General features: G+C 41.1%; 11 protein-coding genes and 1 pseudogene. 10 read left to right on the top strand and 2 right to left on the bottom strand.

Annotated elements, in window-relative coordinates:
* Positions 1-533 precede the first annotated feature (533 nt).
* The 6 genes and pseudogenes from V7L20_RS08120 (at position 534) to V7L20_RS08100 (ending at position 7,859) form a co-directional block, all read left to right on the top strand.
* On the top strand, positions 534-2,426 hold the full coding sequence (locus V7L20_RS08120) for a lipoxygenase family protein (protein ID WP_334743580.1): 1,893 nt from the start codon (positions 534-536) through the stop codon (positions 2,424-2,426).
* A 343-nt stretch (positions 2,427-2,769) separates the two neighbouring features.
* Entirely contained in the window at positions 2,770-4,134 is a 1,365-nt protein-coding gene (locus tag V7L20_RS08115; RefSeq protein ID WP_334743579.1) for a cytochrome P450, read from the top strand.
* A gap of 239 nt (positions 4,135-4,373) precedes the next feature.
* Positions 4,374-4,934: a hypothetical protein gene (locus tag V7L20_RS08110; RefSeq protein WP_334743578.1), complete on the top strand. Its 561-nt coding sequence runs from the start codon at positions 4,374-4,376 to the stop codon at positions 4,932-4,934.
* Between the two features lie 120 nt (positions 4,935-5,054).
* Positions 5,055-5,153 (top strand): annotated as a pseudogene (locus V7L20_RS32550) (group II intron reverse transcriptase); the annotation flags it as partial.
* A 156-nt stretch (positions 5,154-5,309) separates the two neighbouring features.
* Positions 5,310-6,377: a DMT family transporter gene (locus V7L20_RS08105; RefSeq protein ID WP_334743577.1), complete on the top strand. Its 1,068-nt coding sequence runs from the start codon at positions 5,310-5,312 to the stop codon at positions 6,375-6,377.
* Between the two features lie 345 nt (positions 6,378-6,722).
* A complete protein-coding gene (locus V7L20_RS08100) occupies positions 6,723-7,859 on the top strand; it encodes a peptidoglycan-binding protein (RefSeq protein ID WP_334743576.1) in 1,137 nt (378 codons plus the stop codon).
* 2 nt (positions 7,860-7,861) lie between these two features.
* Here V7L20_RS08100 and V7L20_RS08095 read toward each other — a convergent pair whose 3' ends face one another.
* Positions 7,862-8,317: a DUF2141 domain-containing protein gene (locus V7L20_RS08095; protein ID WP_334743575.1), complete on the bottom strand. Its 456-nt coding sequence runs from the start codon at positions 8,315-8,317 to the stop codon at positions 7,862-7,864.
* Between the two features lie 729 nt (positions 8,318-9,046).
* Between V7L20_RS08095 and V7L20_RS08090 the strand changes: the two genes are divergently transcribed.
* Positions 9,047-10,660, top strand: coding sequence for an NAD(P)H-quinone oxidoreductase subunit 4 (locus V7L20_RS08090; RefSeq protein WP_334743574.1), 1,614 nt, complete (start codon positions 9,047-9,049; stop codon positions 10,658-10,660).
* 267 nt (positions 10,661-10,927) lie between these two features.
* Here V7L20_RS08090 and V7L20_RS08085 read toward each other — a convergent pair whose 3' ends face one another.
* Positions 10,928-11,674 (bottom strand): SDR family oxidoreductase, encoded by a 747-nt coding sequence (locus V7L20_RS08085; protein ID WP_334743573.1) that lies wholly within the window; start codon positions 11,672-11,674, stop codon positions 10,928-10,930.
* Between the two features lie 85 nt (positions 11,675-11,759).
* Between V7L20_RS08085 and V7L20_RS08080 the strand changes: the two genes are divergently transcribed.
* The 3 genes from V7L20_RS08080 to V7L20_RS08070 all read left to right on the top strand — a co-directional run bounded on the left by V7L20_RS08080 (position 11,760) and on the right by V7L20_RS08070 (position 13,727).
* Positions 11,760-12,677, top strand: coding sequence for a LysR family transcriptional regulator (locus V7L20_RS08080; protein ID WP_334743572.1), 918 nt, complete (start codon positions 11,760-11,762; stop codon positions 12,675-12,677).
* Positions 12,678-12,868: 191 nt separating this feature from the next.
* Positions 12,869-13,399 (top strand): Uma2 family endonuclease, encoded by a 531-nt coding sequence (locus V7L20_RS08075; RefSeq protein ID WP_442943514.1) that lies wholly within the window; start codon positions 12,869-12,871, stop codon positions 13,397-13,399.
* A 70-nt stretch (positions 13,400-13,469) separates the two neighbouring features.
* The gene (locus V7L20_RS08070; protein WP_334743571.1) at positions 13,470-13,727 is read left to right on the top strand and encodes a DUF5678 domain-containing protein; all 258 of its coding nucleotides are present in this window, start codon (positions 13,470-13,472) and stop codon (positions 13,725-13,727) included.
* Positions 13,728-13,904: the final 177 nt, after the last annotated feature.

The raw sequence follows: 13,904 nt of genomic DNA, 5'->3' as shown, positions 1-13,904 counted from the left end.
TAAAACTTAATACTCCTATAGCAATCCTAAATAAGTTGTAAATAAAGTATGTACTGTTGCATTTTAACCGTGCTAACAATTTAGGATTGATCGTAATCCATAACCGAAGCCTGGAAGTCATCATTAATCCAGGCTTCAGTTATGAATACCGTGACTTTGCTATTATCGTCAATAGTAGCTCTACCAATATAATGGGTATCATATTTATGTATCACCAACTGGAGAAGTTAATTATGTAGATGGCAAAGGGTCTAATCGTCTCAGTGATTAAAATGTAAACTAAAGCACATTATTTCAGTACGAAAGTGTTCTTTGAGAATTGGTTATAAATCTTGGCGAGTATCATTTATCTCGCTAAAAATTACTTATAAGATTTCTAAAGGTTTAGTGCCTGGTTGAGAAATTGATAAATTCTATAAAATTTCTTTAAAAAAATCACAATTTTCAACTTGATTGCGATAAAACATTTAGGTAACTCAAAGCTGTTTATCCAAAACTGTTAAATTTCTTCATACTAAACATGAGTAGAGTCAATGACTGCTTCATCACCAGATAATTCAATCAGTTCATCAAGTACTCATACTTTAGATATAGCTAGGCAAGAGTATCAATATAACTACATCCATATTCCATCTATTGCAATGGTGGATCAGCTTTCTATTGCGGAAGAGTTCACTACTAACTGGTATTTTTTATTAGCCCAGCAGTTACGAGTTCTTTTTGTCAATACCTTGATTGTTAACAGAGGTAATCAAGGTTCTAAATCGATTCGTGATGATGTCGAAAGATTTATTTTAGAAGCCTTGCTTAAGGGAGCACTACCAGCCCGAATTAGTATTTTGGCAAGAATTCTGCAAATTATTCCTCAGTTTTGGCTCAGATGGATATCTAAGGATTTTAGAGAACTCGACGATCTATTTTATTCTATTTTGAAAGAAAACGGACTCGTGATCCTTAGAGATGCTCTAAATAGGGTAATTAACCTTTTATATGAAGGACAGCCTACAGGACATGCGACCAGTCTCAAAGACTACGAAAATTTGTTTTCGGTAATTAGTCTACCAGCGATCGCTAAAACTTACCAAGAAGATGAAGTATTTGCTTACATGCGAGTAGCTGGCTACAATCCCGTGATGATTGAGCGAGTAACTAGTCTAGGCGATCGCTTCCCAGTCACAGACGAACATTACCAAGCAGTAATGGGAAGTGACGATTCATTAGTAGCAGCAGGACTTGAAGGAAGGCTCTACTTAGCAGACTATAAAATTTTATCTGGCGCGATTAACGGTACATATCCAGATGAGCAAAAATATGTCTACGCTCCCCTAGCACTGTTTGCCTTACCTAAAGGCTCAGATCCCACCCAGCTATTACGTCCGGTAGCTATTCAATGCGGTCAAACCCCAGGCCCAGATTATCCAATTGTTACCCCTAACTCTGGTAAATACGCTTGGCTTTTTGCCAAAACAGTTGTCCAAATAGCAGATGCCAACATCCACGAAGCTGTTACTCACCTAGCAAGAACTCACCTGTTAATTGGTGTTTTTGCGATCGCAACTGCTCGACAACTGCCACTTACCCATCCTCTCAGAATTCTGCTGCGCCCGCATTTTGACAGTACCTTAGCAATTAACGATGCCGCCCAACGTATTCTCATTGCTCCAGACGGTGGTGTCGATAGATTACTCTCATCATCAATCGACAACTCTCGTGTTTTAGTAGTGCTGGGGTTGCAAAGCTATGGTTTTAACAATGCTATCTTACCTAAGCAATTCCAACAACGCGGTGTGGATGATCCCAATCTCTTACCTGTTTATCCTTACCGGGATGATGCATTATTAATATGGGATGCTATTCATCAATGGGTTGGGGACTACCTAAACCTTTACTACACTACCGATAAAGACATTCATCAAGACACAGCCCTACAAGCATGGGCAACCGAAATCTCAGCTTATGATGGTGGTCGCATCCCCGATTTTGGCGAAGATGGGAGCATCAAAACACTCAATTACTTGATTGATGCCACTACGCTGATTATTTTCACTGCCAGCGCTCAACATGCTGCGGTTAACTTTCCGCAAAAAGATTTTATGGGTTACGCCCCAGCTATACCAATGGCAGGTTATCTACCAGCCTCAACTCTTAACAGAGAAGTTACTGAGCAAGACTATCTTAATTTACTCCCCCCTTTAGATCAGGCGCAACGGCAATACAACCTACTCAGCTTGTTGGGGTCTGTGTACTACAATAAGCTGGGCGAGTATCAGCAAGGATACTTTACAGATCAAAATGTAAAACCATTATTACAGGCATTCCAAAGTCATCTTCAGCAGGTAGAAGATACTATCAAGCAACGTAATTTGCACCGTCCACCCTATGAATATCTACTTCCTTCTAAAATTCCTCAGAGCATCAATATCTGAATTGGGAACTGAGAGAGAAATCAATTCGCAATACTTCTCTACGAGAGGCTACGCCCTAAGCGTAGCTATGCCGCAGGCTTTACGGCTACGCTCAGTACAAGTTCGCAATGACGCTCCTACGTCACTAACGTAATTACGTTTTTAACGGGGATTTAACCCTGACAAAAAACCTGCTTTCGTGGTTAGGCAGAGAAATTAAACCCCGAAACTTTGTTCAATATTCAGAATTCCAAATTGTACCCTTGCAGGGAAGCAAACTAGGCGCTGCGTCTGGTAGAAAACAAAAGAACTAGAGGAGATTAAGGAGAAGAATTAATAACCAATAACAAATGACAATTAACAAATGACAGTAAATATTATGACACTTAAAGATAAAGTTCTCAAAGGTCACGAACGCCAGCTTTGGCTTGCACCGATACTAGCCAAAGTAGGTTATGAAACTGCGATCGGCAAGTTTCTACGCTTGATTTTTTATTACATGGATGCCTCAATCATGCTCAACGCATGGCGAGACTTTCTCTACATCCGTAAGGACAATATTGGAGACAAGTATTTTGCAGTAGACCAAGCAATTATGCATTCTTCTCACTCCCAGGTGAGAGAACTAATGCAAACCCAACCACAACTGCGGGGAAACGATTTAGGCATCATCAGAATATTAGCTCATAGCTACCTGCTCGATAATCCTCTGAGCTTGGGAACGAACGGGAACGAACACACAGGACTGCGTACTGTAATTTTACAAGCCTTACCGGAACCGTCTCGAAAAATAGACTTTTTAGGGGATTTAGTTGAGCAAAGCCTGTTAGAAGCTGCTAAACAAGGTAAATTACACATTGGCAACGATTTGCCAAAGATCATGCTGTCGATTTTGCACCAACTGGTTTTTCAGATATCTTTATCTGAGGGAGAAATCACAGCATCCAATAGTTACATTAAAGGTTTGGTTCTCGCATCCTTGCCTAATTTTATCAGCAAGTATCTACTAGCAATATTAACAGCGCCAAAAATTCGGCATCGTCAATATTTAACCAAGCGATATAAACAATCGGCCTTATGGACATCTTACTTGGAAACAGGCACTCAGTATCAGTTGAATGAACACCAAATCGTTAATACTCTTTTCGATATGATTCACATCGCTGGGACTGCTGGCACAAGTGCGCTTTTAGGATCAGTTATTGGCGTTCTCTGCTTGGATAATAGCCTCAGAAATGATGTATTGTCAGAAGTGAATACAGTCTGGAATGGTAAGGAAAGTTTAGACCCAGACTCTCTAGAACGTTCAACACTTCTCAACCAAGTAATTCTAGAAACGGCTCGTCTCTATCCACCTGTGCGATTTGTTAGTCAACTCACCACTGAAGCGGGTGAAGTTGAGATTGGAGAACAAAAATGTCCATTCCAAAAAGGTACTCGCTTGCTTGGCTCTATTCTTACGGCTAATCGGGATGTCAACAGATACCAAAATCCAGATGATTTTGACCTAACACGGAATTTTTCAGATATCTTATCTTGGAACGGCGAAGGACATGAGCGAGCCTGTCCTGGTAAATCCTTATCAATTGGCTTTATCAAGATTTTCTGTTTACATCTGTTCAAGAATTATCAATGGGACTCAATTACAGAAGTCAAGTGGGATTTTGAAAAAGTTACTGCCGTTACTCCTAATAATTTAGTGCTACAAGGTTTTGCTAAACGACTGTGAGTGTTGAAGTCAAGAGTTTAGAGTTAGAGAATGTTTGAAAAGTATCAAATATTTTTTGTTCTCTTCTAAACCATTAACAAAGGGTGAATAAAAAGTTAAAAGTCACGCTTACAAAATTTAATTTAGGAGGTTTTATATCTTTTTCATGTCTCGCCAAATTTTTATAAATTATTTTATAACTCTCTAATTATTTTATTTTTTGGTTGTATCTTAATTAAAAATTATAATGATAAATTAGTATGGTTGAATTAATCGAGAAAAAGCAACTTAATAATATTGCAACCTGGATGATTCCAATCAAAGAAACAAACTTACCATCTGTCCTTAAGGGTGTGTTTTTTATGGATGGTAATCCACTGCCAGATACTTGCATCACTATGTACAATTTAGAATGGGATACACACAACAGAGCTTTGGTCTTACCAGTCTTTGCACCGTTGCAGTGGACTTTTCATAACTCGATTGCTGGCTGGATATTACTACGTTTAGTTCAATGGTTTGAGCTAACTTACAAAATTCAGTTTAAAGATGAAACTTTGCAGGAAGCCCAAATCATACCTTTTTTGTTGGGAATACCAATTTCAACATCGATTGTAAGTTTTACGATGTCCCAAGACAAAAATTATCTCAATGGAGATATTTGGCACAGAAAGAACGTTTGGTTAGGCGGACTTTCTAAGGCTGGTGAGTATACTCTTCGTAAGGTTGTTGATAAAGATGGTAGCTATACTCCTGCTTTTTACGATATGCTTACCAGGGTTGAAAATGAGTGTTTAGTGATTGCAGCCGATTCAAATTGACACGGCTTGTCCTTTTTAGTGGCACATTTACCCGTTTCCCGGTCAATGCTCTTTTAGAAAAGCAGTCTAGACAAGAAATGACTACCTCGCGCTCGCGTAGTATTTCTTCTTTATCATGAGCATATCGATGAAAATCACAATAACTGGAAGAGAAATAACCTTCTAGCGGTTCATCAAAGCTGCCACAATTATACCCACATGAGCAAAAGCGAAAGATAAGAACATCAGAAGCCGGATGTAGGGAAACCTGCACGTCCAGATTTAATTGGAAGGGGCGGGGAATAATATCCCCTCTCGACTCAACCAATCCCAATTTTTCGGTAAAATTGGGTAAAGCAATTTTTGCGCTTGTTAAATAAAGGCATCAGCAAACCCATGCAACTGAAACTCAGTGCATCTAAACTTCCTTTCGCCCCTCTTCTCTTAATTGCCCCCTTTTTCCTATGGGGGACGGCAATGGTAGCCATGAAAGGAGTAATACCCCATACCACACCGCTATTTATGGCAGGAGTGCGTCTGATACCAGCAGGGATGTTAATTCTGATTGCAGCAGTATTCATGGGTAAACCCCAGCCGAAGGGTTGGGCTGCATGGCTGTGGATTGCCTTATTTGCCCTCGTAGATGGGACGCTGTTTCAAGGCTTTTTGGCAGAGGGATTAGTTAGAACCAGTGCAGGGTTAGGGTCTGTAATGATTGACTCGCAACCTTTGGCTGTGGCTTTGCTATCGTTGTGGCTATTTCAAGAACACATTGGTTTTTGGGGATGGCTGGGGCTAGGCTTGGGTGTCACAGGTATTACTTTAATCGGCTTACCTGATGAGTGGATTTTACATTTTCTCGACTCAGGCGCAAATATTACAATTGATAATTGGCAAAATTTGTTTGCTAGTGGCGAGTGGTTGATGCTGTTAGCAGCGCTATCAATGGCAGTGGGAACAGTGTTGATTCGGTTTGTTTGCCGACATTCTGACCCAGTAACTGCTACAGGATGGCACATGATTTTGGGTGGATTGCCACTATGGGGAGTTTCATCAGTTGTCGAATCCCAGCAGTGGGAGAATCTAGGAGCATCTGATTTAGTGGCTTTGGGTTATGCTACTGTATTTGGCAGTGCGATCGCCTACGGGTTATTCTTCTACTTTGCCTTTAGTGGCAGTCTCACCAGTCTTAGTTCCCTCACCTTCCTTACACCCGTCTTTGCACTACTATTCGGCAATCTCTTCCTCTCAGAAGTCCTCAGTCCGTTGCAGTGGGTCGGTGTTTTCCTAACTTTAATCAGCATCTATCTGATTAACCAACGTGATACTTTAGCAGCTCAAAACGACACAGTTACTGTCGGTGAGATAGCTAATATACAGCAACCAGTTTTAGAAGCATCTGCTAAAAAATTAAACCCTATAACTTTTGGAGTAAGAGAATCTGAACGAGAAATTTTACCCTAACTGGTAATTCGTAATTCAGTTGGGAGATCAGGGAGAAATCAATTCAAAATTCACGCATTAAAGAACTTCTGCCGACGCTCGCGGACCCGCTCTAAGCGTTCGCGTAGCGTTTTGTAGAGAAGCCATGCCGAAGGCGTTGCCTCTCGTAGAGAAGGCTTTACGCTGCGCTATCCTGCCTCCTCTTTCCCAATACCCAATACTTTGACTTCTCTACGAGACACACTTGCGAAGGCTCAGTACAAATGCCCAATAAAAAAATCACAGTTAACATTTGGTAATTTGCTAATCTTGAATGTATTGTGGTATCGAATACTTCAAAAGCACCTTCAGGCTGAAACTTGCAATATGAGGCTATGCCGTTCCTCAATTTTGATATTTACCTGTTTTACTTGCGTGGGTTTTTACCCAAATCGTGCAAGCACAGCAACACCTAACCTAGTACCTGAAATTTTAGAACTTGCACAAGCTAGTTCGACAGTAGCTGCTAGTCCGACTGTTTTGAGATATGGTAGTCGAAAATTAGATGTGCAGAGATTACAAACCCAATTAAAGCAGTTGGGATACTACAGTGGCGTGGTAGATGGAGAGTACAACACCAGTACGGAAATCGCTGTAACTAAATTTCAGAAAGCAAAGGGTTTAAAAGTAGATGGCCTTGCTGGTCTAGAGACTAGGGGGAAACTGGAAGCAGTAATGGTAGCCAAAAATCAGATTGCTACCTCTCCAATTATTGCCTCTGGTGCGACTTCCAAAGCAATTACAACACCCCAGCCAAGGGAGAGAGGTTTTGTCTGGTGGTTAATATTTTCCATCGGAGTTCTAGGAAGTATTGGCGCACTTGTTTACCTGCTGAAGTCGTTTCGTCAGGGCAAACAAGTGCAATCCGAAATATCAGAGACTAAAAGTTTGAGTGAAGCTAGCAAAAACTTAATGATATTACCCTCTCCAGAGACTGTAACTAATCGACAAACAGATACGCCACCAATCGCCACAAAATTACTATTACCAGAAAAAACTTCCCGGCTAGCTAAACTCAATATTGTTGACGAATTAATTCAAGACCTACGCAGTTCTGACCCAACGAAGCGGCGCAAGGCTATTTGGGATTTGGGTCAGCAGGGAGATTCGCGGGCAATTCAGCATCTGGTTGACTTAATGATTGATGCCGATTCTCAAGAAAGCAGCTTAATTTTGGCAGCTTTGGCAGAAATTGGCATCCGCACGCTCAAACCGATGAACCGTGGCCTAGCAATTTCACTGCAAGATGAAAGTCCACAAGTGCGGCAAAATGCGATCCGTGACTTGACGCGCGTTTATGACATGATGGGTCAAATGAGTCAGATGTTGCATCATGCACTAGAAGACCCAGATGCTGAGGTGCAAGCAACAGCACGATATGCTTTAACTCAGATGAATCGAATGCGTGGTTTGCCGGAAGAACAAAGTCTAACAGAAGATTCACACGACGATTCACGAGAATAAACCTAAAAATATTTCAATTGGATTTGGATGTTAGTGTTTGGGCCTACCACCAAAAATGCTGCTTCGCTAAATTTGGCTGCTCTTGTGCGAATTTCTGGGTTGGTGGAAAATCCAAAGCCTTCGCTTGGTATACCTAAAACATTGCTATTGAGAATGCCGTCATTATTTTGATCGTGGAAGACAGCAACGGCGTAACTACCTGCTTTCAAGTTTTCAAAGGTAATGGGTAAGGGAATGCTAGTAATCTTGGTACACTGCTTTTGTAAGCTGCGATCGCCATCGTTAGGAAATCCTTCACTACTAGCAAATATACTGACACAGACTTGTCCTTGTTTATTTTTTAAGCCATCAATTTCTACGGTGAGTTTGCCGTTAAAATTTGCCTTGGCACTAAATGACCATGCCAGATTTCCCAGAACTGCTAATAGCAGCATACTAACTCTCAATCCTCTAGCCATAAAATTTTTGCAAGGTAAAATAAGTTTTAACTTTGATTCAGCTCAGGCAGACTCATGGTGACATTCTTCAGTTAATATTCGCAAGTATTCTGCTATATTTCGTCTAATTGCGTTAGTGTAGTGCGGCGTAAAGCCTTTGGCATAGCTTCTCTACGAGAGGCTGCGCCAACGCTTAACGCTTTTAGCGTCTCACTGATAATCCGATTGCAAATTGGTTTAATTCTGTCATCCCCTCTGAGTCTGACTTACTGCAATGTTAAGAAAGATCCGGGTAATGAATAGCCTTGTTAAGCAGAGAGGAGTGTTTGCGCTAGCAAATACAAGGTGAGGTTCAGACTGTATTGCACCGAAGTGAGAACCGTCATAAATTAAAGTTCGTAGTTGGCGCTTTAGCGCTAAAGCGCCAACTGTAAGCGACAAAGTATTTATTGACAAATAGCCTTGAAAATTTGGCTTAATTAGAAAATGCAACGATATTGTAGCGGCAGCTATAGCCATCGTTAGTCATCGTTTTTTATTGACGTTGTAAAACTTTACATTTAGAATGGAATCGACAAAATCCGATAAGTATTTATTCTTACTTTATCCTAAAAATTTGAAATTAGATGAGTATATATTCCTGTCTAGGTCAAAAACTTAATATTATAGGGTTAAAGAAAATTTACAAAAATACAGATTCCTTAATATAATGAAACCAAAAGCAAAAAGGCAAATTAATTGTCAGAAGTGATGAATGCTATTGAATTTCCCTGGCTAACAGCCATAATCCTTTTACCCTTGGTGGCTGCCTTAGCCATCCCCTTAATCCCAGACAAAGAAGGTAGAACTGTGCGTTGGTATGGTCTGGGAGTTGCTTTTGCTGACTTTGCACTGATGATTTATGCCTTTTGGTATAAGTACGACTTCCAAAGTTTAACACTCCAATTTGTTGAAAACTATCCTTGGATACCGCAGTTAAGTTTGCATTGGGCTGTGGGGGTTGATGGTTTATCGATGCCCTTGCTGCTTTTAACAGGCTTAATAAATACCCTCGCAATATTCGCGGCTTGGAAAGTTACCACCAAGCCGCGATTATTTTATGGTTTGATGTTAGCGATGTACAGCGCCCAGATTGGCGTATTTGTTGCTCAAGATTTGCTGCTGTTCTTTCTGATGTGGGAAATCGAGTTAGTGCCGGTTTACCTGCTGATTTCCATTTGGGGAGGACAAAACCGCCGTTATGCGGCTACCAAATTCATTCTTTACACCGCCGCCGCATCAATATTTATCTTGATTGCCGGTTTTGCACTTGTTTTCTCTGGAGATACCGTCACCTTCGACATGGCGACTCTAGGAATGAAAGAATACCCTAAAACCTTGGAATTATTAGTTTATGCAGGTTTTTTAATTGCCTTCGGTGTGAAATTACCGATTTTCCCATTACACACTTGGCTACCTGATGCTCACGGTGAAGCATCAGCACCCGGTTCAATGATTTTGGCTGGTGTGTTGTTAAAAATGGGTGGTTATGCTTTGATCCGCTTTAATGTGGAAATGTTGCCCAATGCTCATGTGACTTTTGCGCCAGTGTTAGCGATTTTGGGTGTAGTGAACATTGTTTACGGTGCTTGCTGTGCCTTTGCTCAAACCAATCTCAAACGCCGCTTGGCTTACTCTTCAATTGCCCACATGGGATTTGTGCTGATTGGGATTGCCTCTTACACAGAACTAGGTATCAGTGGTGCAGTGCTACAGATGGTTTCTCACGGCTTGATTGCTGCTAGCTTGTTCTTTTTGTCTGGCGTGACTTACGATCGCACCCACACCTTGATGATGGATAAAATGGGCGGTATGGCCAAGGTAATGCCCAAAACCTTTGCCCTATTTACCATTGGTTCAATGGCTTCTCTCGCTTTACCAGGAATGAGTGGTTTTGTGGGTGAGTTGATGGTATTTCTGGGTATCGCCACCACTGATGTTTACAGTTCCAGCTTCAAAGTTGTAGTCGTGCTGCTGTCTGCGGTTGGCGTGATTTTGACACCGATTTATTTACTGTCGATGCTGCGTCAAGTGTTCTATGGTGAGCAAAGTCAAGAGTTACACTTGGATGCTGTAATATCTGATGTCAAACCCCGCGAAATATTTATTACCGCTTGTTTACTGCTTTCTATCATCGGAATTGGTTTCTATCCCAAATTAGCAACGCAGACTTATGATGTGAAAGCAGTTGAATTAGCTGCTCATGCTCGTCAAGTTCTACCAGTCGTTGCTCATCAACAACCGTCAAGTTTATACTCGCAGATTTTCTCTACACCAACATTGGCTAATTCTCAAGTTGAAAGTTTGATTAATATTTCTGAATAAATTAACTTCCTAAAAAGGGGCTGCAAGTAAATTCTAAATATCGGGGGAATCAAGGGGTGGTTTGGTAACCACCCCTAAAATTTTGCCAAGATATATCCTAAAGACAGGTGAAGCTCCAAAATATGAATTATGACTATTAACTTACCTATAGCCACAGAAATTATACCAATGGTCTTGCAATTGCAACCTGCGATAGGAATCTGCTGTCAAATATTGAGTGCCAGAAGCGTAAATAGGCGGTAAACCTGCGGAATTTGCCATATTAACCTACCATTGTACTTGAATGGGGCCACCAAACTTTCGCATCTCTGCAAAAAACATTCCTTGTGCTCCTCCATCAGGAAGTGTTGCTAAATAGACAGCAGTTTCAGCTCCTTCTTCTGGCGTGAACGGGGCATTATCTCCCCCCATATCTGTCTTCATCCAACCTGGAGAATAGGCATTTACGAGAATATTAGTACCTTGAAGTTCCTTGGCGAGAATCACGGTTAGTCCATTTACTCCCACCTTCGAGAGTCGATAGGAGGGTGCTAAAGGGTAGTAATCAGTAGGAACTGATACCAGAGAAGCCATTTCCGTTGAGATATTGACAATGCGACCGTAGTTTTGCACTTTCATCAACGGAATTAATGCTTGAGAAATTCTGAGTACCGCTAGAACATTGGTGTCAAATGTTGATTGCATCGTTTCCAGTTGCACAGTTAGTAAGCTGGATTCCTCCGGCTTAGTTGTGGGATTTACGCCTGCATTATTGACCAGAATATCTACTTTGCCGTAAGTTTCACGCAGCCACTCGGTAAACTGTTGCACACTTCCATCATTGGTGACATCCAGCGTGTGATAGTCAACATCAAGCCCTTGATTAGTAAGCTGCTGTTTAGCAGTAAGACCATCTGTTTGATTACGACTCGTGAGAATTACGCGGTTGCCAATTTGGGATAATTGACGGGAAATTGCATATCCTAGCCCTCGATTACTGCCTGTTACTACAGCAATCCTTTTTTGAGTTGTCATTTTTATGACCTTCAAACTGCTTTTAATCTTACTGTACTGAGGTAATATAAATTAATCAAATTGATTGCAGCAATATATTAAATCAATGGCATTAATAGATTTGTCCTCTGTTGACCTGAACCTTCTTGTTGCCTTTGAAGTGCTTTTTGAAGAACGGAGTGTTACGGCATCTGCCCAACGCTTGTATCTGGGCCAACCAGCAATGAGTGCAGCACTTGGAAGATTGCGATCGCTATTTCAGGATGAGTTATTTATCCGTATCGGCAGAGAAATGCAGCCTACGGCAAGAGCGATGAAAATTGCCCCCAATATCTCAGTCGCCCTACAGCAGATCCGAGAGACGCTAGAATCAAGTCAAACCTTTGACCCAGTTACTTGTAAACACACCTTTGCAATTGGCAGTTCAGACTACACCAGCTACGTCGTTGTGCCCAAGCTTTTGGAAGTTTGTCGTCAGACTGCACCAGGCATTGATTTTCGCCTGATTGGCTTTGATAAAAGCTATGTTGGAGAACTTTTAGAAAAACGAGAGATTGACGTTGCTTTGGGTGTCTTCCAAGATCCGCCGAAACAAACAATACAAATTCCATTATTTCCAGAACACTTTGTAGGCATCTGTCGTCGTGGACATCCTATCATTACCAAAGAGACTCTCACATCAGAAACTTTTGCTCAACTTCCCCATGCACTTTTCACTCTCCGACGGGATGACGTTGGTGAACTAGACAAAGTGCTTGCTCAATCCAACCTCCAGCGTCGAGTCGTGTTGACAACTCCTCACTTACTAATATTGCCAGCAGTCATTTCATCCAGCGACCTAGTTACTGCCATTCCATCACGGCTGACGAAACCGTTTGCATGTCAAGACACATTAGAAATTTTTGAACTTCCTGTGCAAACTGAACCGTGGATGATTTCCATGCTCTGGAGCAAACTTACAGATCAGGATCAGGCAAATCTTTGGTTACGGCAGATGCTCAAAAGTGTTTGTGAAGGAATTTAAAATTAATTACCACTCTTAAAATTTTCACCAAGAGATATGGTGAAGACAGGTGAAGTAACCAAAAAGCAATTATGACCACCGATTTACCTGTACCCGCGGAAATTATACCAATCGTCTTGCAATTGCAACCTGCGATCGCACTAACCGAAGATCAGTTTTACGAGTTTTGTTAACTAAACGGTGATTTTCGCATTGAACGTAATGCTGGTGGAGAATTAGTGATTATGCCCCCTACTGGTTCCGAAACTGATGAACGCAACTTTAACTTAGTTGGGCAGTTGTGGGTATGGACAAAGCAAGATGGTACAGGTGTAGTGTTTGGTTCCAGTGGTGGGTTTACTTTGCCTAATGGTGGAGTGCGATGTCTGACGACAAGCCACTGCGTGTCTACGCCAGATGCAGCGTGGATAAAACGCGATCGCTGGGAGGCGATACCAGTGGAACTACGAAAAAAATTTGCCCCGATTTGTCCTGAGTTTGTGATTGAATTGCCTTCCCAGAGCGTAGTTTACCGCCGTAGGCATCGCTTGCAAATTTGGCAAGATAAGATGCAAGAGTATATTGATAATGGGACGCAACTTGGTTGGTTAATTGATAGAAAACAATGCCAAGTTTTTATTTATCGTCCTAATACTACGATTGAGGTATTAGATAAACCCAAGACACTGAGTGGTGAACCGTTGCTACCTGCTTTTGTTTTGAATTTAAGTCAGGTTTGGTAGCTGACATCTTGCACTAGACAATTAAAAATAGTTACAGAGATATTCCACATCCACAGAAAACATTAAATATATGAACACAACACCCTCTAAAATCGAAAGAGATGAAATGTTCAAGTGGTTGAATTGTAACCGCCAGATGTTATTAGATTTATATAAAAATCAATATATTGCTTACAATGCAAATGGAATAATTGCTCACAGCGAAAACTTACGCGAAGTTTTAGTATTAGCTAATGCTGCAAAACAGCCTTTTTTAATTTACCTAGTTCCTCGTCGCACTGCTTCTTTTTATTTTACCAATTCGCTTCCGCCCAATACTGCGGTTTGATTCGCCTATATCCGTATCTGCACCCGGACTTGTTCAGGAATCTGGCTCGCTGTTAAGGGTTTAATCAACCCACCTTTGACCAGGGAAAACGCATCTTATTTACTAATAAAAATTGAAGACGGTTTCAAAATGATATAGATTATTGCAAAAATTCCGAGAATCATCAACAAAATAAAT

This window comes from Nostoc sp., assembly GCF_036916735.1.
Classification (GTDB): Bacteria; Cyanobacteriota; Cyanobacteriia; order Cyanobacteriales; family Nostocaceae; genus Nostoc.
This window is presented reverse-complemented; position numbering and strand designations above follow the sequence as displayed.